Source organism: Alteromonas sp. KUL17 (assembly GCF_006538305.1).
In the GTDB taxonomy this organism is placed as follows: Bacteria; Pseudomonadota; Gammaproteobacteria; order Enterobacterales; family Alteromonadaceae; genus Alteromonas; species Alteromonas macleodii.
The window spans coordinates 16,957-39,470 of sequence record NZ_BJKJ01000026.1 but is presented as its reverse complement, the minus strand read 5'-3'; the positions used below and the strand labels follow the sequence as shown (position 1 = coordinate 39,470).

The window sequence follows — 22,514 nt, the reverse complement described above, 5'->3', positions numbered from 1 at the left end:
GAATTGCTTTATTTGTTATTTTGCTTACCTAGCGACAATATAGCGCTGCTACCGTTAGTGGTATTAAGACTCGGGTAAATCCAGGTATAGCGTAGTTAAACTGCCATCTCGAATAATCGTTAATTCTATAGTTTGTGCATTGCGTAGCTCAGACAGCGCCTCTTGCGATTGCTGCAAGTCGGTAAGGTCTAGCCCGTTAATCTGTGTAATGACATCACCAGCCTGAAGCCCTGCCGATTTAAATAATTCAGGCTCTTTGCCTGGGCTCACTTGGTAGCCGATAAGCTGGCCTTCTTCAGTTTTTGGCGATATTGAAATAAAGTCTGTGAAGTTGGCTGGACGCTCTCGCAGAGCTGCAGTTGCCTCTAATGCTTCGTCGCTAAGCTCAACGGTGTCTTCTTCTAATTCTTCTGGCTCAGGTCGGTTTCTTGCCTGCATTTCACGGCGACGATTAGCTTCGTCGTAGTCAATTCCGTCAAGCATCAGGGTTTCGTTTCTCACCCCGTTCTTAATAATAACGCGATCGTTGTACACTTTTTGCAACGTGGCATTGGTGCCTTCAATCTTCTCACCTAAGCCATAAACCGCTTGGCTGCCGCGATTTTCAATAATAGCGGTACCCGCCTCCTGCTCTGAACTGGCCACAACGCCCGTCAGGGTTAGGTTTAAGCGCGTTTCTGGTGCGTCGGTAACCTCGGCGACCGGTTCAGCAGGTTTGGCCGCAGCATTACCAAATAAATTCATCTGTTGTATTTTGGCGATGTTGACCCCATTTTGGCCTGACGACGAAGAAATAACCGGAGCACGGCTTACTGTGGGTGTCGCAGATAGTTGAGGTTCGGGTATAATTCGCCACACGAGTTTGGCAGCAAATGCAATTAAATACAGGCTGAGCAGAACCACTACGATGGTATGTAGCTGTTTTTGATGCTGGTTCAGATAAACAACCAGAGATTGTGGGTTGGGTTTATTGAATGTCATGCTGCCACTGATGGTACTGCTTTATTATAATATAGTGAATTTTTGGTTAACCGCGCTTTAGCAAACCCATAATAGCCTAGTAAAGGTGAGGGTCACAACACTAAAGCCACACCATTACGAAAATATTACATGAGCCAATCGGATAGCAACAATACAACACAAAATGTCAGGCTGGACAAGTGGCTATGGGCTGCAAGGTTCTTTAAGACCCGCGCAATAGCAAGAGACATGGTGCAGTCGGGAAAAGTCCAGTACAACGGGCAAAGAGCCAAACCTGGTAAGCATGTAGAGCTTGGCGCCATGATTAAAGTTCCCTCAGGATGGGATAATCGTGAAATTAAGGTGCTAGGCTTAAGTGACAAGCGTTTGAGCGCGCCTTTGGCGCAGGCGCTTTTTGAAGAGACGATTGAAAGTGTAACAAAACGTGAAGAAAACCAAACGGCGCGCAAAATGAACGCCTTTCACAGCCCTAAACCAGATCATAGACCTGATAAAAAGCAGCGACGACAGATTATTAAATTTAAGCAGCAATAATGAGCTGCTCAACAGGATTAGTTATGAGCGATTTCGATAAATTACACCGCTTCTTATTTACCCAAGCTAACGTTCGTGGCGAATTGGTTCGTCTTGATGAGAGCTTAAAGCAAATTGTGCACAGCTATGAATACCCTGTGCAAATTCAAACATTGCTAAGTGAAATGGCGGCAGCGACGTCATTGTTAACGGCAACGCTTAAGTTTAAAGGTGAAATTTCTCTTCAAATTCAAAGCAAAGGCCCAGTAAGTTACGCGGTGTTAAACGCCACTCACGAACAAACGCTTCGCGGTGTGGCGCGCTGGGACGAGACATTAGAAACATTGCCAGAAACGTTTTCAGAGTTATTGTCTCAAGCGGTATTGGTCATTACTATCACACCTGATGAAGGCGAGCGTTATCAAGGCGTTGTTGCATTAGATAAGCCTTCTCTAGCTGAATGTATTGAAGGCTACTTTGCTCAGTCAGAGCAGCTAGCGACCAGCGTGCACCTAATGACTGACATGAGCGACCCTAAAAACGCGAAAGCGTCGGGAGTGTTACTTCAGGTCTTACCGACTGATGCTAGCGCTACTGATGTGTCGCAAGTCAATGAGTTTGCTCATATCTCTAAACTTACTCAAACGTTGACCAAAGAAGAGATATTTACGTTGTCGGTTGAAGACATTTTATATCGTCTTTACCACCAAGAAGACGTGGAAGTGTATCCAGCGAAGGACGTAACCTTTGCCTGCTCATGCTCAAAGGAGCGCAGCGCTGAAGCACTTCGTCACGTTGAGAAGTCTGAGCTTCACGCAATTATTGCTGAAGAAGGTGCGATCAAAATGAACTGCCAGTATTGTCATACCGAATATCGCTTCGATAGTATCGACGTAGAGGCTATTCACAGCGGCAACTTCGACGCACCGTCTTCAAATCAGTAACTACTTGTTTACTGCTGTGTTAAAGCACCTTCTTTTGAAGGTGCTTTTTTGTTTCTGAATCTCTCACCGTCTAGATAGGTTCATTTTCCCAACACTTCACTTGTGGTTAAAAAATGCCCAGTAGTAAGTGTTTAACTTTCCTACATCATCCTATTTTCCTTTTCTTCCTGTTGTGGTGAAAATTTTCGCCTTCACTTTCTAAAAAAAATTGTCATTTTTTATTTTGAAATTCATCGATCAATATAGGTTTTCTACGCCTTATTTTTGCATTTATATCCAAGGAAAAGGCTTTCCTTGTAATTAATTTACAATATTTATGAAATTAACATATGAGAAATAGTGAGTATGTGTTTTATAAATGCGCGCTAGGCCTTGTTTACATTACACTCGAAGAGGTGATACTTTTTTGAAAGTGCTTTTGAAAAATTACATATAGGGTAACAGCCATGACCGCAGCAGCCTCAATTCAAACGGATCTGAAAGTAACGCCACTCACCGACCTGCCAAATGCAGAACTTATCGAGCGCGCCGTCAAGCGCGGCGAAGGTGTCCTTGACAAAAACGGGGCGCTTGTCGTTGAGACCGGAAAACGAACCGGTCGCTCTCCAAATGATAGATTTATCGTTAAAGAGTCAACAACCGAAAATGACATCGATTGGGGCAAGGTGAACAAGCCTTTTGACGCTGACAAATTTGATGCGCTGTGGGACCGCGTTGAAGCCTACCTGTCTACCCAAGAACACTTTCTTTCACACCTTCAAGTGGGCTCCGATCCTGAACATGCTTTGTCGCTTGAAGTAAGAACGCAAACCGCGTGGCAGCACGTTTTTGCCCGCAACCTTTTTATTATTCCTGAACAATGGAATGTTAAAGGCGACCAGCCTTGGCAAATCTTAAACGTACCTGGTTTCACTTGTGAGCCAGAGCGTGACGGCACAAACAGTGATGGCACAGTTATCATCAACTTCGCTAAAAAGCGTGTGTTGATTGCAGGCATGCGTTACGCAGGTGAAATGAAAAAAGCCATGTTCTCCGTGCAAAACTTCCTGCTTCCGGCAAAAGACGTGCTACCTATGCACTGTTCTGCCAACGTGGGTGAAGAAGGCGACGTGACTCTGTTTTTCGGTCTTTCAGGCACAGGTAAAACCACGCTTTCAGCCGATCCTAAGCGCTTCTTGATTGGTGACGACGAGCACGGCTGGGCACCAGGTAGCGTTTTTAATATTGAAGGCGGTTGCTACGCTAAATGTATCGACCTATCTCAAAAGAACGAGCCAGTAATTTGGAATGCTATCAAGTTTGGTACCATCCTAGAAAACGTAGTGCTTGATGAAACACGCACGCCAGATTATACCGACACGTCGTTAACCCAAAACTCACGTGCGGCCTATCCGCTTTCACACATTGAAAAGCGCGTTGCTGAAAACCGAGGCGGCGAACCTCGCTCGGTAGTATTTTTGACCTGTGACGTAAGTGGCGTATTGCCTCCTGTTTCAGTGTTAAGTGAAGAAGCTGCGGCGTATCACTTCCTAAGTGGCTACACAGCAAAAGTAGGCTCTACTGAAATTGGCTCTACTAGCGATATTGAATCAACCTTCTCAACTTGTTTTGGTGCGCCTTTCTTCCCACGTCCAGCAGGCGTGTATGCAGAGCTTCTGATTAAGCGTGTTAAAGCGTTTGGTGCAAAGGTTTACTTGGTTAATACCGGTTGGACAGGAGGCCCTTACGGCACAGGTAGTCGTTTTGATATCCCTACTACGCGCGCTATTATCGATGCGATTGTATCGGGCAATTTGGCTGATGTTGAAACCCAGCACATTGACGCGTTAAACCTAGATGTGCCAGTAGCAGTGGACGGTGTAGACAGCAATTTGCTTGTGCCTCAGAACACGTGGGCTGACAAAGAGAAGTACAACGAATACGCCGCTAACTTAGTTAACGACTTTAAACAGAATTTTGAAAAATACGACGTTAGCGACGCTATCGTTAAAGCCGGACCGGGTAACTAGTTAATCGGTTCTGCCCCTTCCCAACGTTCATCACGCTCAACGTGATTGATGTTTTGCCCGCACCGTGTTGCGGGCTTTTTTATGCGGCTACTGCTTAGTTCACACGGCTTTCGAGAACTAGCTAAGTTAATCGCACATGTAATATTAAAGTATTGAGTTAAACCAGTTCGTTGATACTGGAGTAAAGTTGATGTCGGCCTTGTACTGAAAAAGTGCGCTGTCCATATGACTATCTCTTATCCAGTATTTCTGTTTATCGATAGAGATAAGTCTTAGGGTGTAGGGCACGCCAAATGGATCTAGAGGAGCAGTTTCGATAAGTAGCGAAGTATCAAAAATACTAATCTCTCTTTGTTTATTGTTTGGTGGTGGAGTTAATTTGTTTTGAGCATCATAAATAACTGGAACATGTAAATACACAACGCCTTGTGGGAGGTTATGTTTACTGACAACCTCAAATAACTCTTCGCGATCAAATCCCGATTGTTGGATGTCCCAACTGGAGTCAATAAATACTGTCGCTAAAGCGACGGTATTATCTCCAACATGAATAAATGCGCTAGGCTGAAATAATCTGACAAAGCAATAAAACCCAAATAAAGATGTAATGACACCAAATAACATCCATCGCATCATTCATTTCGCTTTAGATTAACTTTATTAGGAAAGGTTGGCATCGGCGCATAAGGCATAACAAAGTATTCTCCAATGATTAATAGACTCCCTGTTTATACATCTTTTTATATCAGTAAGTGAGCCAAAGAGATAATCATTAATAAAGCAATTGTTGTTAACAAATTTAACATTATGAATACGTATGTTTATTTAAGTTGAGCAATGCACTGGCTATCATTCACCGTACACAAGTAGGCTTTAATTAAGCGCGCTTCGCATCGAAGCATAAAAAAGGTTTTAAGTATGATAGACAGGCAACTGCGTGTATCACTGGCATGTGCGGGTTTTGCACTCTTTTCGGCAAATGCGCTAGCGGAAGTTCAAACAGCAACACTTGAAAACGCAACGCTTACCATTGATACGGATACTAATGATTTTAAGATAAAGGCGCTGCGTAACAACAGTTTTCAGGTAACCTACCTTACCGATGGCAAAGGTGCGCCCTACGCAAACCTACCTTCTATGGCACTTCCTGAGGAAGCCACGAGTGCAGTTACAAAAAATATCGCAGGCGATGTTGAGCTAGAAGAAACCGCAACAACGCTTACCTTGAAATTCAATAATATTTCTGCACATGTCGATAAATTAACGCACGTTATCAGTTACTCGGTAAACGGCAAAGTAGTAGCAAAAGAACAAGATGGGCTAAACATTTCTGATAACGGCGTCAGCCTGTCGTTTGCGTTAGATGAAAACGAGAAACTTTATGGTGGCGGCCAGCGGGTTTTAGGTATGGATCGTCGTGGTCATAGCATGCCGCTATATAACAAAGCACATTATGGATACACCACATCGTCAAACCAAATGTATTTTGGGCTGTCGGCCGTGATGTCTTCAAAAAATTACAGCATATTGTTCGATAACACCGCTTCTGGTGAGCTAGATATTGGCAAAACGAACAGCGACGAGTTGCTATTTAAAGCACAAGGTGGCCGTGCTAGCTACATCATGGTGTTGGGTGAAAATTTAGAAGATACAGTAAGGTCTACCGTTGCAGTAACGGGAAAACAGCCGCTTCCTCCACGCTGGCTGCTGGGTAATTTTGCGTCTCGATTTGGCTATAAATCTCAAAATGAGGTGATGGATGTTGTCGATGCCTTTAATACGCAAGATATTCCTGTTGATGCTGTGGTACTAGATCTTTACTGGTTTGGTAAAGATATTAAAGGGCATATGGGGAACTTAAGCTGGGACACTGCCACCTTCCCTGAACCCGAGAAAATGATTAGTGAGCTACGCGCTCAAGACGTGAAAACCGTGCTGATAACAGAGCCTTTTATTCTTACGACGTCAAAGCAATGGGAAAGCGCCGTTGCCAATAATGCCCTTGCTCAAAACGATGATGGTGCGCCGTATACCTTCGATTTTTATTTTGGCAATACCGGCCTTGTCGATGTGTTCAGTGAAGCGGGTCAAGATTGGTTTTGGCAATACTATGAAAAGCTTGCTGCACAGGGTGTTGCAGGCTGGTGGGGCGACTTGGGCGAGCCTGAAGTGCACCCTGATGATATTCAGCACATGTGGCAGTCTACAAAAGTAAGCGGCGCAGAAGTGCACAATGCCTACGGTCATCAGTGGGCGAAAACCGTGTATAACAATTTAACTGCGCTACAACCCGACACGCGCCCCTTTGTGCTGATGCGTTCAGGATTTTTGGGCAGTCAACGGTACGGAATGGTGCCGTGGACAGGCGATGTGAGTCGAAGCTGGGGCGGACTTAAACCTCAGGTAGAGTTGGCACTTCAAATGAGTGTTTTTGGAATGGCGTATACCCATTCCGACTTAGGTGGGTTTGCTGGAGGCGAAACCTTTGATCCCGAGCTTTATACAAGATGGCTTCAGTTCGGTACCTTTTCACCGGTATTTAGGCCTCATGCTCAAGATAATATTGCGCCGGAGCCAATTTTCCACGCCGATCCCGTAAAGTCTATTGCGCGCAAGTTTATCCAACTTCGCTACGACATGCTGCCTTACAACTATTCACTTGCCTTTGAAAATGCGCTTTACGGCACGCCATTAATGCGCCCGTTAGCTATGGCGTATGGTGAAAGCGATTGGTTTGAAAATGCAGACAGTTATCTGTGGGGCGATGGCCTGTTAGTTTCGCCTGTGACGAGCGCTAACCAAACGGAGTGGCCGACTTTGCTTCCCGAAGGCGTATGGTTTGATTTTTTCTCTGATACGAAATACCAAGGTGGTCAAACCGTTAACTACCCGCTAAGCCAAGATAATTTCCCAGTGTGGGTAAAAGCGGGAAGCTTTATGCCAATGACTAAAGGGCTTAGCCGCACAGAGCAGTTTAATGCACGTAAAATAGAAATGCATTACTGGCATGACAATTCAGTAAATTCATCTTCATATACTTACTACGAGGATGACGGCAAAAATCCAGCGTCTGTCAAAAAAGGCTTGTACACCAAACTACAGCTCAGTGCGTCAGTAGACGAAAAGGCCGCATTAACCCTGACTCTTGATAGCGAAGGCAGCTATATAGGTATGCCTAAGCAGCGAGACATCGCTTACATCGTGCACGGTTTAAGCGAAAAACCACAGAGCGTTTCAATTGATGGCAGGAGCGTGCCTGTAATATGGGATGAAAAAGGGAAAACGCTTTCACTTGCAATTTCTTGCGATTATCAGCAATCTGTAAAGGTAGTGATTATGTGATAATTAAGGGCTGCTGTTCTTTCTTGCACAGTAAAGGCCAGCGCCCTCAAAAGGTTCACTTTGTGGTCAAGGGCATAACTACGCTGTGCCCTCACGCCTAAATCGGATGTCTTTCTACTGATATCAGCCATGGAGCCTAAATGAGCCGACTTCCTGCCACCATCGTTATTTTCGCTGGTTTTTTTCTAATTGGTAAATTGTTTCTCTTGTGGGGAATATTACTGCCAGACATTGCAGCCGATCTGCAAATGTCTGAAGTAGTCAGTGGCGCACTTTTTTCGCTCTTCTCTGTAGGCATGATGTTAGGCGCTGTGATTGGTGGCAAGTATGCCAGTCGCTTTGAGTATATGCCGCTATTAGCCACGTTATTTAGTATGAATACGGCTCTGTTGCTGCTTGTGTCAGTGCTTACCGCTTGGCAATGGTTTTTGGTGTTAGCGATATTAATAGGTGTGGTGAGCTCAACAATATTTACTATTGGCCACACGCTTATTGCACGAATGTACGCAGAAAAGCGTTTTACTATGATGGGCTTAATGGACTTTATGTTCAGTTTAGGAACGTTTGCGGCGTCGTTCTTTGTAACACTGTTATACCTTGTTGAGCACAACTGGCGCTTACCTATTCAGGTGTTGGCAGGCGTTATGATTTTGCTTTCGTGCTACGCATTTATTGCGGCGCGCTCTCAGGCAAAAGTGCTTAAAGGTCAGCCAAAAGCGCCTAAAAAGACCTTGGCATTTGGGGTCATTATCAAGCAGCCCGTTTTCATATTTCTAACTTTGCTTACCTTTGGCTATGGTGCTGTAGAATTTGGTAACGCGAACTGGTTTGTAAGCTATGCGCAAAACGGCTTAGGCTTTACTGGCGAGCAGTCGAGAAACTTACTGGCATTTTTTACCGCTGGCATGGTGATAAGCCGCCTTACCTTCCCTTTTTTACTGCGATTTGTATCGGTACACCGCATGATTGTAATCATGGCAACAGCCTCGCTAGCAGGTGTATTTGCACTGAAACTAATGCCTTCATTTTATGGGATTGGCGCTGGTAATTTACTGCTCGGCTTAGGGCTAGGTGGGCTCTTCCCGTTAGCACTTTCTGCGGCAATGAATATCGACAGTGACAACGGCCCCGTACTTTCTGGTATTTCAATTATCGGTAACTCTACAGGTGTTCAAGTGGCATCGTTTTCTACCGGACTATGGGCGAACTTTGCTCCACTTACTACAGCGTTTTGGGTGATCCCGCTTGGCGGCTGCGTGCTGTGGTTGGCATCTTATGGATACAGCCGAAAAATTAAGTACCACCGAAGCTAATACCATATATGGACCCTCTCCGATTGCAAGACAACGTGTTGATATATTAACGTGATTCATTGCTGCCATATATTCGGCTTTTTCGTGAAGTCATTTGACTTCTAGCCTTGATGGTTGTTCGCATCTTGTTGTCTCATCAATTCGGCGGCCTCGAAGGCCCTTGGTATTAACTGATTTGAACAAGACGGTTGTGAACCGTTAATCATCATTACGTTGTCTTTTTGCAATATGTTGATAGGCTCCCTGTTTTAGTTTATTTACTTATCTTTGGTTTGGGTGCTATCGCTTTGACTTCATGCCCGGCTTTCGTCAATTCCCTGCACCAGTAATGGCAACTTCCACAGGCTTCCATCACTACAATACATGGCTCCAGTTGACTAAAATAGGACAACATCTGGTGACGCCTTAACTTCTTCTTTTTGAGCACTCTGCCTGACTGGTTCATAAAAACTAAATGAAAAACAGACTTGGCGATATCGAGACCTATTGTCACCTTGATGTAGAACCACTATACCTGCGGTAACACGCCGCGATTACGAACATTTTAACTCTCGCTGAGTGGGTAATTATCTATGCGGGCTGGTATATTATCTTCTTCTACCGACGTTAATTTATAGGTACTAGGTTTGTATACACAACCAGGCGCCAGCCACACATACGCACTGCAAGCTGAACTTCTAGTTGATATTTTGTCGACGCAAAAAGCACGGTTTATCAATGGTATTTCTGAGTATGAGCTTATTGAAATGCTAAAAAAGGCGCCGTATTGTTTTTTCGATGAAGATGCACTGCGAGACCCGCTAATGCTATTTAAAACGCACTTTGTCCTGTTTCACGCCCTGTATCAATTGAAGCGCTATTGGATTAAGCAGAACGACGGGGAATTAGAGATTCATGCGCTGTGCATAAAGTTGACGCCTTTTAATGAGCGCGGTTTAACGCAAGGTAGTAACAATAAAAATGTGACGGCACTTAATAACTCAGAGCCGCTGGCTGAGTATTACCTAGATTGGGCAAATTTTGAAAAAACTGACCGTGAAGCCGTCGATACATTGCTAAACGCGTTTTGGCAGCGCATGTTTAGCGGCGGAAATAGCAGCCATGATCTAGACAATATAGAAAAAGCTCACACTATACTTGGCCTTTCACTTGATGAGCCGGTCACCCTTGTTCAGCTAAAGCGCGTTTACAAGCGTACACTGCAATCTGCACACCCTGATAAAGGTGGAACGCAGAAAGAAGCCCAGTCGGTCATTCATGCTTACCAAGTGCTTAGTCGTTACTATTCGTTTAAATAGAACGTGCTTTACCTTATACCTTCGTATTATTCGCATAATGTATATAGGGTTCGGTATTTGACCGACAACTTCAGTAATTTCAACTTCATTGACTTTTATTATCATCTATAAATGCGCACAATATGACCTATAAGAGCGTAGATCCGTATCAATGATCGCTTAACTATGCCACTTCAAAACCAATTATCGCAGTTTCAGGCTTTGAAATGCGCAAGATAATTCGGTGCACCGGAAGCAATAAGCTTTAATTTTAAAATTGGATATGCAGAGCAAAGGCCGTGTTCTGTACAAAAAGTTATTGGGAAATAGAAAATTTATGAGTCGCATTTTTTATGTTACTGCAGCATTAATAACCCTTGTCGGCGTTATTGGGTGTTCGAATGAAGGCGAGCAAGCACAGCAAGGTGCTCAGCAAGGTATGCCTGCACCCTCAGTATCGGTAGTTACACTGAAACAAGAACCTGTAGTACATGAAATGGTGTTACCGGGCCGAGTAAGCCCGTCTCGTCAGTCTCAGGTGCGTCCTCAGGTAGATGGTGTTATTACGGAGCGCTTGTTTGAAGAAGGCGCACATGTAGAAAAAGGACAGCAGCTTTATCAAATTGACGAAGCCCGTTATCTAGCACAGTTAAATAGCGCAAAAGCCGATTTGAAAAGCGTTCAAGCGAACCTTAAAACGTTGGAAGCAAAGGCGCGACGCTATGACGACCTTGTTGCGCAAAACGCGGTAAGCAAACAAGAATATGACGACGTAATTGCTCAGAAAGATCAAGCGCAAGCGGCAATCAGCGTAGCTGAGGCTGCTGTTGACGTAGCGAAGGTTAACATGGGTTACACCAAAGTGTACGCCCCAATCAGCGGGCGTATTAGCCGCTCTTTTGTTACTGAAGGTACCCTTGTTACTACGAACCAATCTCAGCAACTTGCAACCATTACACAGCTTGACCCAGTTTTCATTGATATGCAGGAGTCAGGTGCGTCAATTATTACGCTTCGTCAGTCAATGAGAAACCAAGGTTCGATGGATGTTGAATTAACGGTAGATGAAGTAACAGGCAAGCGTTACGACCAAACAGGCAGCGTTAAATTTTCTGAGGTAACGGTTGATGAGACCACTGGGTCGGTAACACTTCGTGCTGAAATGCCAAATCCAGATGGTGTATTGCTGCCTGGCTTGTTTGTGAAAGGCCACGTCATTACTGGACGCGAAAATGCGCTGCTTGTTCCTCAACGCGCAACGACACGCCAACCAGACGGTTCGCTTTCAGTTTATGTTGTTAACCAGAACAACGAAGTAGAAGGTCGTACCTTGGAAATAGGCAAAATCTATCGAGACCAATATGTTGCCCTAAGCGGTGTGAGCGAAGGCGAAAAGGTAATTGTAACTGGATATCAGAAGGTGAAGCCTGGCGCGAAAGTTAATCCGTCGGAGTGGCAACCATCATCACGTGGCTCACGATAGCAAACAAGGGATTTAAGTAATATGGCTCGTTTCTTTATAGACAGGCCCGTGTTTGCATGGGTGCTGGCAATTATCACAATGATGGCGGGTGTGTTGGCAATTACCTCACTCCCCATTGAACAATATCCCAAGGTGGCACCGCCCTCGGTGACTATCTCAGCAACGTATCCTGGAGCATCTGCAGAAACCGTAGAGAACTCGGTTACTCAGGTAATAGAACAAAGCCTGACGGGAATTGATAACCTACGTTATTTCTCGGCAAGCAGTTCGAACAGCAGCATGTCTATTACGCTCACTTTTGAGCCAGGTGCTGACCCTGATATTGCGCAAGTACAAACTCAGAATAAGGTACAGGGTGCACTGCCGCTGTTGCCTACTCAGGTACAGCAACAAGGGGTAACCGTAACTAAAGCAAATAGCGCATTTGCATTGGCAGTTGGCTTCTATTCTGAAGACGACTCAATGACGCAATATGACCTGAGCGACCTGTTAGTTTCTCAATTTCGCGACCCGATTTCCCGTGTTAATGGAGTGGGAAATGTACGGGTATTCGGTGCGCAGCGTTCAATGCGTATATGGTTAGATCCAGATAAACTGTACAGCTACAATCTTACACCTACTGACGTTCAAGGTGCTGTTCAGGTACAAAATACTGATGTGTCTGCTGGTCAACTAGGTGGTATGCCTGCAATAGAAAATCAGCAAATTAACGCGACAATTCAAGCGCAGAGTCGCCTTCAAACCGTTGAAGATTTTGAAAACATCGTACTTCGCGTAAATACCGATGGTTCTCAGGTTCGCGTGCGTGACGTTGCGCGTGTTGAACTGGGTGCGCAAAGCTACGACGTTATTGTTCGATACGATCGCAAGCCTGCATCAGGTATGGCGATAAGCCTTGCCTCTGGCGCGAACGCACTAGATACCATTAAGGCAGTAAAAGCCCGAGTTGAAGAACTGCGCTCGAATTTGCCAGATACAGTTAAAGTGGTTTACCCGGTTGATAGTTCTCCTTTTATCGAGCTTTCTATCGAGTCGGTAGTACATACGCTTATTGAAGCGGTAGTACTGGTATTCTTGGTGATGCTACTGTTCCTTCAAAATTGGCGTGCAACGTTGATTCCTACCATTGCGGTACCTGTGGTATTGCTCGGCACCTTTGCTGTGCTACTGGCATTTGGCTTTAGTATTAACGTGCTAACCATGTTTGCTATGGTACTTGCTATCGGCCTGCTCGTAGATGATGCCATCGTGGTGGTGGAAAACGTTGAACGTATTATGGAAGAGGAAGGTCTCTCACCTGCCGAAGCCACTAAAAAGTCGATGACTCAAATCACAGGTGCACTTGTTGGTATTGCGGCCGTGCTTTCAACGGTATTTATCCCAATGGCGTTCTTCAGCGGCTCAGCAGGCGCTATTTATCGTCAGTTCTCGGTTACTATCGTGTCGGCTATGGCATTTTCGGTATTGGTCGCTATCGTCCTTTCACCGTCTTTGTGCGCCACGTTATTGAAAAAGCATCCGGAAAACCATGACAAGAACAAAGGCTTCTTTGGCTGGTTTAACCGTACGTTTAACAAAGGCCGCGATCGCTATCAAAAGACTACAACTCACATGGCGCAACGCTTTAAGCGCTATTTCGTTGTTTATGGTTTGCTTGTAGGTGGTATGGCATTTATTTTCAGTCAGCTTCCTGGCGCGTTTCTTCCAGATGAAGACCAAGGGCGTATGATGGTGTTGGTAAGCACGCCGCCTGGTGCAACAGCTGGCCGTACGCTCGAGTCTATCAAGCAAGTGGAAGACTATATTCTTGAGCAAGAACAAGACGCGGTTAACGGCATGTTCGCGGTTGTGGGCTTTAGCTTTGCGGGTCAGGCGCAAAACGCGGGTATGGCTTTCTTAAACTTCAACGACTGGAGTGTAAGAGACGAAAACAATTCTGCGTTTGCAGTGATGAACCGAGCTTTTGGCGCGTTTAGCCAAATTCAAGATGCCTCAGCCTTTCCTATAGTGCCTCCGCCTATCATGGAACTAGGTAATGCAACGGGCTTTGATATGCAGCTGGTCGACCGTGGTGGAAATGGTCACGAAGCGCTGATGAATGCGCGTAATCAGCTGTTGGGCATGGCAGCGCAGAATCCAAAGCTGGCGGGTGTTCGCCCCAATGGTTTAAGCGATGTACCTCAATTTAAAATCAATATTGATAGCGAGAAAGCGTCGGCACTTGGATTGAATTTAAGTGAGATCAATAACGCGCTTCAAATAGCGTGGGGGTCCAGCTACGTAAATGACTTCATTGATAAAGGTCGAATTAAGCGTGTTTACATGCAGGCAGATTTGCCTCATCGCATGACCCCTGAAGACTTGGATAAGTGGTTTGTTCGCAACAGCGACGGCGAGATGGTGGCGTTTAACACGTTCTCGACCACTGAATGGGTTTATGGCTCACCTAAATTAGAGCGTTTTAATGGCGTGTCGTCTGTCAATATTCAAGGTAGTGCTGCTGAAGGTATCTCTTCGGGTGAAGCTATGGCTGAAATGCAGAAATTGGTTGAGCAGTTACCGCCAGGCTTCGCAATTGAATGGTCAGGCCTATCTTATGAAGAGCAGGAAGCAGGATCGCAAGCGCCTATGCTTTACGCACTATCAATCTTGATTGTTTTCTTGTGCTTAGCGGCCCTGTACGAAAGCTGGTCTGTACCATTCGCCGTTATGTTAGTGGTGCCTTTGGGTATTCTTGGCTCGGTAACCGCTGCGTTTATTTTCAACTTGCCGAACGACGTGTACCTGCAAGTAGCGTTTTTGACTACCGTAGGTTTGGCGGCGAAAAACGCTATTCTTATTGTCGAATTTGCAAAAGAGCAGTACGAAAACGGCGAAGATTTAATGACTGCGGTTTCAAATGCAGCCTCTCAGCGTTTCCGCCCAATTTTAATGACGTCAATGGCGTTTATTTTGGGGGTAACGCCGTTAGCACTAGCTAGCGGAGCAGGCGCAGCCAGCCAAAATGCAATAGGTATTGCGGTTATGGGTGGTATGTTCGCCGCTACTTTCTTGGCGATTTTCTTCGTGCCCATGTTCTATGTGCTGGTAGAAAAACTCTTTCATAGGGAAGACAAGTAACAAGCAAGTGCGCTAGAGTGGGAAAAACTTTTCATTTTTGAATAGGGATATCGGTAATGACCACCGTTGTTTTTTCTCACGGCAAAGAAAGCGGTCCATGGGGCAGTAAAATAACAACGCTTTCAAATGTAGCGAGCGATATGGGTTTTGGCGTCGAGAGTATTGATTATCAAGATCTCGACTGCCCGGAAGCTCGCCTAGCGCGACTTAAAGAGTTTATTGCTGAAAAGTGCAATGATGTTGTTCTGGTTGGCTCAAGCATGGGCGGCTATGTGTCACTTGCCGCAGCAAGCCAAATCTCGGCACGAGGCGTATTTCTTATGGCTCCTGCACTGTATTTGCCAAACTACGAAATTCAACGGTTCCCCTACGACGGCTACGTGAGCCTAGTGCACGGCTGGAATGACGATATCGTGCCTATCGAAAATAGCTTAAAGTACGCGCGTCATCAAAAAGCTCAGCTCTTATTACTTAATGACGGCCATCGCCTCGCGAACAGCAAATCTGTTATTTCTCCGTTTTTCAGAAATTGGTTGGAAAAATTTCGATACTAACGATGAATCGGTAAGCCTACGACCAATCGCTTATAGTTCACGCTTACGCAAATGCGGGAAAGCGCCTGTTTTTATGGCATGATGAGTTATTGCTTAAAACAGGGCAGATGGAAATGACATTTAGTTTACCTCAAGCGCCACAATGGTCGTCGCTGATAAAGTCTGGTTGCCGTGTCTTTGTTGGCGGAAATGCCTCGGTGCCGCATGCACTAGTGCAGCATCTCATTGATAACAGCGAAGGGTTTAGCGACATCGAGCTGGTTCATATGCTGGCCTTAGGCGACACCCGATGGGTGAAAGAAGAGTATAAAAACCTCTTTAAAGCGAATACATTCTTCATTGGTGGCGAAGCCATGCGTAAGGCGGTCGATGAGGGCCGCGCTGACTATACCCCCGTTTTCCTGTCTGAAATATCAAGCTTATTTAGCGACGGTACGCTAGCACTGGATGCTGCGCTGGTTAACGTAAGCCCACCCGATGAATTCGGCTATTGCTCACTAGGTCCTGCTGTGGATATTGCTATGTCGGCAATCAGACAAAGCAAAAGGGTCATCGCTCAAATTAATCCTCAGGTGCCAAGAACCGCCGGGCACTCTTATATTCATATCAGCGAAATAACGGCCTGCATTGAAGCCGAAGAGCCGCTTGTTGAGGTAACGCCGCCGCCTATCGATTCGGTGGCAGAGCGAATTGGTCAGTATGTATCTATGCTGGTGGATGATGGTGCAACGCTGCAATTTGGTATTGGGAAAATACCGAGTGCCACCCTTAAATATCTGTGTAACCATAAAGACCTAGGCATTCACAGCGAAATGCTCACCGACAGTATTATTGAACTGTTGGAGTCGGGCGCTATCACCAACAAGAAGAAGACTTTCCACCCCGGTAAAATTGTTACTAGCTTTGCTATTGGTACTCGCCAGCTTTACGATTTAATCGACAGCAACCCTCACATCGAGTTTTATCCAAGTAGCTACGTAAACAAACCCACCAATATTGCCAAGAACGATAATATGGTTGCCATTAACAGTGCGCTTGAAGTGGATTTAACCGGTCAGGTCGTCGCCGATTCATTGGGCTACGACTTTTACAGTGGCATAGGCGGGCAAGTTGATTTCGTAACGGGCGCGTCTATCAGTAAAGGTGGGAAAGCGATTATAGCGCTGCCTTCTACTGCCAAGAATGAAACCATTTCCCGTATCACACCCCGTATAAGTGAAGGGGCGGGTGTTGTTACTTCGCGGGGCAATGTTCAGTACGTGGTGACCGAATACGGCATAGCATCGCTTAAAGGTAAGAGTATTCGAGAGCGTGCATTGGAACTTATTCGTGTGGCACATCCAAAATTCCGTGCGGTGCTCTTAGAAGAAGTAAGACAGCATTATTGGGTACCTCATTATCAGGAAAAGTACCCAACCGATATTCCAGAACTGGGTGCTATTCAGCTTAAAAAACTGAATATTCAGGGGGAAACCTATTACATGCGCCCGCTAAACCCCGCCGATGAAAGGCGTTTGCAGGAATTCTTTTACTCCCATACGAAAGAAACACTAAGGCTGCGTTACAACTACGACCCGAAGCAAATGTCGCGCGAAAAGTCGTGTAATTTGGTGTCGGTGGATCAAAGCTCAGATGCGGCGTTATGTATTGTAAGGCAAGAAGGCTCCCGTATTACCATTCACGCAGTAGGGCGGTTTTACTTCAATCCAAATGACAATACCTGTGAAGCAGCGTTTGTTACCCGTGAAACCCAGCAAGGAAAGGGGATGGCAAGCAGGCTGCTAAACGAATTGATCAACGTTGCGAAAAAACGAGGCATTGCGAAGATGATGGCCTACGTGCGTGGCGATAACAGCCCGATGATTGCCATTTTCGAGCAAGCGCAATTTAAACGGAAGTTCACTGGCGACCCCAGTGACATAGAGTTAGTACTAGATGTGGCATCACTCGCATGACAATTAAAATTTTTCGCGGCAAATACGGCACTAAACACGACTTAGGGAAAGATCATCCTGAGTCACCGGATCGCCTGTTCGCCATAGACGACCAATTACTGTCTTCTGGACTCGATATGGTGTGTGAGCACGCTGATGCCACGCCTATTGCTGAAGCTTATCTTAAGCTAGCCCATGACCCTTACTATGTGAAAAGTGTGTTTGAGCATGCGGCTCAGTCCATATTTAGCGACCACGAAAAAACGCTCTATTCCGAACGCAAGGATAACGTGGCATGGTTAGACGAAGATACCGGCTTGATGCGGCACAGCTTAAATGCAGCACTTGAGTCGGCTGGTGCGGGATGTAACGCAGTGGATTGGGTTATGGAAGGCAGTGACAGGCAGGCGTTCTGCGCGACAAGGCCGCCAGGTCACCACGCTACATACGACAGCGCCATGGGCTTCTGTATTTTTAATAACATTGTTATAGCTGCGCGCTATGCCCTTCAAAACTATGAACTAAAGCGCGTTGCCATAATCGATTTTGATGTTCACCACGGAAACGGTACCGAGCAAATTGTTGCTGGCGATCAACGCATCATGCTTTGCAGCAGTTTCCAGCATCCTTTTTATCCACATAGTGGCTCACCGGTGTCGGCAAGTAATATTCTTTCTGTACCGCTAGAAGCAGGCTCTACAGGTGAAGTATTTAGAGAAAAAGTGCAGCACTGGTTTAACGCATTGCGCAACTTTCAACCTGAGCTGATTTTTATCTCAGCGGGTTTTGATGCTCACGCAGAAGATCCTATGGCGCATTTGCGACTGGTGGAAGACGATTATTTCTGGATAAGCCAACAACTTCGCGCAGTGGCTGACGAGTGTTGTCATGGTCGCATAGTCAGCATGTTAGAAGGGGGCTACGATTTAAGTGCACTAGGCCGCAGTGTGGTGTCGCACCTTAAAGGTATGAGCCGCCCTATTGAAGAAACTCAATAGGGTCTCATAGCAAGTGAATTATCGTGTTGTTAATTCAACGGGTAAACACGGTAATAGATACCAGCTCAACACCGGTGCATCAGCCTTCATTTAACTTAGGCTATCCATCGTGTAAGCATGTAAAGGCCAGCACCTAACATGGCAAGGTTTTCGGTAAGCGAGATAAACCCAAGAGGAAGGTCTGAATTACCGCCCACACAGGCGCACTTAAGTTCACGTTTATCGATATATACCGCTTTAATAACTGAAACTGCACCTATTGCACCGATAAAAATAGAAACAGGTGAAACCAATAGTGCGGGAAGCCCCGCTAGCATACCAAGCCCAGCAAACGCTTCTGCGAAAGGGTACACATACGCGTACCTTACGTGCTTCATTGCCAGTAAGTCATAAGTAATGAATTGATTTGAGAACGCTACAATGTCCTGTAGTTTTTGTAATGCGAGGATCACCATGGTGATGCCAATGAAATTCATTATGAAAGGTTCAATACCTGTCGGGAGTCCACCTTTTAGCATGAGCGCAAATACCACAAGGGCGGCTAAAGAAAAAATCACAATGATAGGTGTGTAGCGCGAACCGAACTCACTTTCTTGCTTCAAATTGAAATAATCTCGTAAGTCATCATAGCCACCAATTCGCTTATCATCGATAAACGTTTGCGGCGTGGTTTTCACATTATGCTTCTCTTTAAAAGCGTCAGTTTCACTTCGGTTGGACAAGTGATGGTCTTCAACATCGTAGCCCTTTCTTTCTAGCAAATCTTTCGACTTAAGTCCGAAGGGACAAATGTGATCAGGGGTAACCATGCGATAAAGAACGGCGCGCTTTGACATTGTGGACTCCTTGTAAACCTTTCACGAAACGGCACCTAGTGCGCAAAATATGCGCGCCTTCTGCCATGTTTATAGTGATATCACGATATACAAAGATAAGTTACATAATCTATGCCAAGGGTTTAACAGAAGCATCCAGTTGCATCAGTGTTAATTACCGCACCGTTGTAGGGGAGTTGTGTGGTATAGCTTACAACCTGTTCGACAAGGTTCTTTCCGGTAAAGCATCCGTAGCCCGTTGCGTATGGACCTAAATAGCGAAGCTGATTTTGCATGTCTAAAACTATCAGCGCGGGCACTGCATCAAGCATAGCGGCGAGTTCTGGTAGGTCTTCTATATTCACTCTGACTTGATGAAAGTCATTTCCTAGCTTTGTTAATAGCTGAGTCTGGTGAGGTGTAGTTAACGTTTCACAGTAGCAACGAGATTGCGTTCCCACATGAATAACAGAACCAGGGGCAATGTTTTGTTCGTTTAGTAGTTCGACAAGTGAAGCGTCAAAATTAGGCGCTGTTGTGCGGTGAAGTAAATCACCATTTGGGTCGAAGGAAGAAAGCTGGCGCTGACCGTAAACCAACAAGGCGGTGAGTAAACTCACCGCCCATAACAACAAAAGTATCCAGCTTGTTTTTTTATGCATAACCCAAATGCCAACAGCGTGCTTCTAGCGCTTTGGTTAAAGCTTAAATCGCTCGATAGCACTGCGCATGCGTTGAGAGATTTGTGACAACACCTCAACTTCGCCTGCTAGCGATTCAGCGGTAGCCAGTTCCTCAGAAGTGAATTCGCTTAATCGCGCCGTACTTTGCGCTATAGAAGACGATGCGGTTTCTTGCTCCACCGCTGATGTCGCTATTTCGGTCATGCTTTCGCTCGCTTCGCGAATTTGCTGCATGATCTGGGTCATGGCTGAAGTGGCGTTATCGCTCGATACAACGGCTTCATCAACCAGCTGAATGCAGGTTTGCATTTGTTCGACTGAACTGGCGGTTTGGGCAACTAGCTGCTCAGTAATACTTGTGATTTGTTCTGCACTTTCTTTTGAGCGAATAGCCAAAGTGCGTACTTCATCGGCAACAACGGCAAAACCTCTGCCGTGTTCCCCTGCGCGGGCTGACTCGATTGCTGCGTTCAACGCAAGTAAGTTGGTTTGCTCGGCCACGGCGGTGATAGAGCGCATTGCGTCAGAAATATGCGCGCACTGCTCGTTAAGCGCCGAGTTTGTCTGCGCTGCCGCATTTAATGTGTTGCGCAGCGAATCTATGGTGCGGCTTGTGTTGGAAATAGAGTCGCGCGTAGTCTGAGAAGAACTTTGTGCCGCAGAGGCTTTGTCGCTGGCAAGGGTTGTTTGTTCGGTAGACAGCTGCATCGTTTGTGCGATTTCTTCTGACGATGCCGAAACCATGGCAATCTCTTGGTCAGTGTTTCTGCTGATTTCAAACATATTGTTTGCCGCCAGTTCCATCTTGTCACAGCCTCTAACAACTTCGTCTGTTAAATTTGAAGCAAGCTCAATTAATGCTTTTACTTGGTCGATGAGCTCTGCGAAAGGTCTCACAATCTTGTGGCCTCGGTTAAGTTCAATAGATAAATCGAGTCTACCGTCACCCTTTTGCATGGTCTCAATAGCTAAGCGCAGTTCAGCCGCACCGGCACCTTCCTGATGACTTTGTTTAGCCATGTACATCAAAACACCGCCCTCAGAAAGCGCGAATACGGCGTGCATCAGCAAGATAGGAAAGGTTACGTGACCTTCTTCAAAAATAAATAACGGCGCGCCGCCCGCTTGTAAAAAGAAGAACGAAATATGATGGACAGCAACGACTGCGGTGCCGGTTGCCACCACTTTCCAGTCTCTAAAGTAGGAAAGAAATGCCAGAAGAACAAAGATTTCAAAGTGGACTTCAATTAACCCGAATGACTGGTGGATGTGGAGGGCTGTCAGCAGTTGAACACCGATAGCCATCGCATGGCGACTTATCGCTGAATAGGGGGTTTGCAAACTAAGGACAAGTGGTACGGCAGCAATTGGAATACCAAGAACAAATGCAGGAAGAATCTCGCCAGTATAAAAACCGATGCCAATCGCAATCAGCAGTTGGATAACAATTACAACGCGAAAAATCTTGTGACCTTCTAGGAGCCAAGGGTACTGCATGCCAATCTCCGACAAGTATTTGGGATTAAGTGTAGGTTAAAAATAAGGGGTGTGCTAACTTCGCCACAGTTTACGTAAGTCACGGTTTTTACGCCATTTAACTTTTGTATAGAAGTTATTGTTATTAAAAAAGTTTAATCTTCGAATGCCTAAATAAGCTAAAGGACACAATCATGCCTGCCATCGCCTTTCTTTCTACTGACCACCTTGAAGACTTCTTTGTGTACGACGAGCTTTTGATCCCGTTTTTCAATGATAACGGTTGGTCTGTAGAAACCATATCTTGGCATAGTCAGTCAGAAAACTGGGATAGGTTTGACTACGTGATTGTGCGCAGTACATGGGATTATCAGCAGCATCCAGAGGCCTTTCTGGCTTGTTTGACTCAAATTGATGCGTCGAGCGCAACCTTGCTCAATCCATTGCCTCTTATGCAGTGGAATATTGAAAAGCACTACTTGAAAGACCTACAGGACAAGGGCGTGCCTATTGTAAGGACACGGTGGAGTAATGCATTTAATAACAGTGTTATTGATGAGGCCTTTTCCCATTTCAATTGCGACACTGTGGTGGTTAAACCTACGCTTAGCGCTAATGCTTATGATACGTTTAAGCTCTCGGTCTCAAATTGGCATGAACAGCAACAGGCGCTTTCTGATACGTTTAATCAACGTGATTTCATGATTCAACCTTTCTTAAATAGCGTGGTTGAAGAAGGGGAGTACTCGCTTTTCTATTTTGGCGGGAAGTACAGCCATGCCATCAAAAAGGTGCCGCAGAAAGGCGATTTTCGCGTACAAGAAGAGCACGGGGGGAGCTTACATCCCGTTGCCGTAGATGAAGAACAACTAGTTATTGCCCAGAAAGCATTGTCAGCAATGCCTTGCGAAGCACTTTATGCACGGGTTGATTTAGTCAGGCAGGGCAGTGGCTGGGCGATAATGGAACTTGAACTTATTGAGCCCTCTCTTTACTTCAATTTAGATGAACAGTCTCCCCTGCGCTTTGTCGACGCATTGATAAGCTTTCATTTGAATAGGGCCTAAGCGTT

At 45.6% G+C, this 22,514-nt stretch carries 17 protein-coding genes; 12 read left to right on the top strand and 5 right to left on the bottom strand.

Annotated features, from left to right (window positions below; all coding sequences use genetic code 11):
• Nucleotides 1–63: 63 nt before the first annotated feature.
• Nucleotides 64–981 carry a type II secretion system protein GspC gene (gene gspC / locus KUL49_RS17515; RefSeq protein WP_131138115.1) on the bottom strand — a complete coding sequence of 306 codons (918 nt, stop codon included), beginning with the start codon at nucleotides 979–981 and terminating at the stop codon, nucleotides 64–66.
• Nucleotides 982–1,110: 129 nt separating this feature from the next.
• Between gspC and hslR the strand changes: the two genes are divergently transcribed.
• The 3 genes from hslR (at nucleotide 1,111) to KUL49_RS17500 (ending at nucleotide 4,447) form a co-directional block, all read left to right on the top strand.
• Nucleotides 1,111–1,515 (top strand): ribosome-associated heat shock protein Hsp15, encoded by a 405-nt coding sequence (gene hslR, locus KUL49_RS17510; RefSeq protein ID WP_014977772.1) that lies wholly within the window; start codon nucleotides 1,111–1,113, stop codon nucleotides 1,513–1,515.
• 23 nt (nucleotides 1,516–1,538) lie between these two features.
• A complete protein-coding gene (gene hslO, locus KUL49_RS17505) occupies nucleotides 1,539–2,438 on the top strand; it encodes an Hsp33 family molecular chaperone HslO (protein ID WP_131138114.1) in 900 nt (299 codons plus the stop codon).
• A gap of 446 nt (nucleotides 2,439–2,884) precedes the next feature.
• Nucleotides 2,885–4,447 (top strand): phosphoenolpyruvate carboxykinase, encoded by a 1,563-nt coding sequence (locus KUL49_RS17500; protein ID WP_049585467.1) that lies wholly within the window; start codon nucleotides 2,885–2,887, stop codon nucleotides 4,445–4,447.
• A 144-nt stretch (nucleotides 4,448–4,591) separates the two neighbouring features.
• Here the strand turns inward: KUL49_RS17500 and KUL49_RS17495 are convergent, their stop codons facing one another.
• Entirely contained in the window at nucleotides 4,592–5,083 is a 492-nt protein-coding gene (locus KUL49_RS17495; protein ID WP_131138113.1) for a hypothetical protein, read from the bottom strand.
• Nucleotides 5,084–5,365: 282 nt separating this feature from the next.
• On the opposite strand from KUL49_RS17495, the gene KUL49_RS17490 reads away from it, so the two are divergent.
• The 8 genes from KUL49_RS17490 to KUL49_RS17455 all read left to right on the top strand — a co-directional run bounded on the left by KUL49_RS17490 (nucleotide 5,366) and on the right by KUL49_RS17455 (nucleotide 18,468).
• On the top strand, nucleotides 5,366–7,789 hold the full coding sequence (locus KUL49_RS17490) for a TIM-barrel domain-containing protein (protein ID WP_131138112.1): 2,424 nt from the start codon (nucleotides 5,366–5,368) through the stop codon (nucleotides 7,787–7,789).
• Between the two features lie 140 nt (nucleotides 7,790–7,929).
• Entirely contained in the window at nucleotides 7,930–9,102 is a 1,173-nt protein-coding gene (locus tag KUL49_RS17485) for a sugar MFS transporter (protein WP_131138111.1), read from the top strand.
• A gap of 626 nt (nucleotides 9,103–9,728) precedes the next feature.
• Nucleotides 9,729–10,400 carry a DNA-J related domain-containing protein gene (locus KUL49_RS17480; RefSeq protein ID WP_131138110.1) on the top strand — a complete coding sequence of 224 codons (672 nt, stop codon included), beginning with the start codon at nucleotides 9,729–9,731 and terminating at the stop codon, nucleotides 10,398–10,400.
• A 316-nt stretch (nucleotides 10,401–10,716) separates the two neighbouring features.
• The gene (locus KUL49_RS17475) at nucleotides 10,717–11,862 is read left to right on the top strand and encodes an efflux RND transporter periplasmic adaptor subunit (protein ID WP_014947826.1); all 1,146 of its coding nucleotides are present in this window, start codon (nucleotides 10,717–10,719) and stop codon (nucleotides 11,860–11,862) included.
• Nucleotides 11,863–11,883: 21 nt separating this feature from the next.
• Entirely contained in the window at nucleotides 11,884–14,982 is a 3,099-nt protein-coding gene (locus KUL49_RS17470) for an efflux RND transporter permease subunit (protein WP_014947827.1), read from the top strand.
• 56 nt (nucleotides 14,983–15,038) lie between these two features.
• On the top strand, nucleotides 15,039–15,536 hold the full coding sequence (locus KUL49_RS17465) for an alpha/beta hydrolase (RefSeq protein ID WP_014947828.1): 498 nt from the start codon (nucleotides 15,039–15,041) through the stop codon (nucleotides 15,534–15,536).
• 113 nt (nucleotides 15,537–15,649) lie between these two features.
• Nucleotides 15,650–17,491 carry a bifunctional acetyl-CoA hydrolase/transferase family protein/GNAT family N-acetyltransferase gene (locus tag KUL49_RS17460; protein WP_131138109.1) on the top strand — a complete coding sequence of 614 codons (1,842 nt, stop codon included), beginning with the start codon at nucleotides 15,650–15,652 and terminating at the stop codon, nucleotides 17,489–17,491.
• Nucleotides 17,488–18,468 (top strand): histone deacetylase family protein, encoded by a 981-nt coding sequence (locus tag KUL49_RS17455; protein ID WP_131138108.1) that lies wholly within the window; start codon nucleotides 17,488–17,490, stop codon nucleotides 18,466–18,468. Before KUL49_RS17460 ends, KUL49_RS17455 begins: the two co-directional genes overlap by 4 nt.
• A 95-nt stretch (nucleotides 18,469–18,563) precedes the next feature.
• Here the strand turns inward: KUL49_RS17455 and KUL49_RS17450 are convergent, their stop codons facing one another.
• The 3 genes from KUL49_RS17450 to KUL49_RS17440 all read right to left on the bottom strand — a co-directional run bounded on the left by KUL49_RS17450 (nucleotide 18,564) and on the right by KUL49_RS17440 (nucleotide 21,463).
• The gene (locus KUL49_RS17450; RefSeq protein WP_039236791.1) at nucleotides 18,564–19,304 is read right to left on the bottom strand and encodes a MauE/DoxX family redox-associated membrane protein; all 741 of its coding nucleotides are present in this window, start codon (nucleotides 19,302–19,304) and stop codon (nucleotides 18,564–18,566) included.
• A gap of 122 nt (nucleotides 19,305–19,426) precedes the next feature.
• On the bottom strand, nucleotides 19,427–19,945 hold the full coding sequence (locus KUL49_RS17445; protein ID WP_131138107.1) for a DUF6436 domain-containing protein: 519 nt from the start codon (nucleotides 19,943–19,945) through the stop codon (nucleotides 19,427–19,429).
• Between the two features lie 36 nt (nucleotides 19,946–19,981).
• Nucleotides 19,982–21,463 (bottom strand): methyl-accepting chemotaxis protein, encoded by a 1,482-nt coding sequence (locus KUL49_RS17440; RefSeq protein WP_131138106.1) that lies wholly within the window; start codon nucleotides 21,461–21,463, stop codon nucleotides 19,982–19,984.
• A gap of 173 nt (nucleotides 21,464–21,636) precedes the next feature.
• Between KUL49_RS17440 and KUL49_RS17435 the strand changes: the two genes are divergently transcribed.
• The gene (locus KUL49_RS17435; protein ID WP_131138105.1) at nucleotides 21,637–22,509 is read left to right on the top strand and encodes a RimK family alpha-L-glutamate ligase; all 873 of its coding nucleotides are present in this window, start codon (nucleotides 21,637–21,639) and stop codon (nucleotides 22,507–22,509) included.
• Nucleotides 22,510–22,514 lie beyond the last annotated feature (5 nt).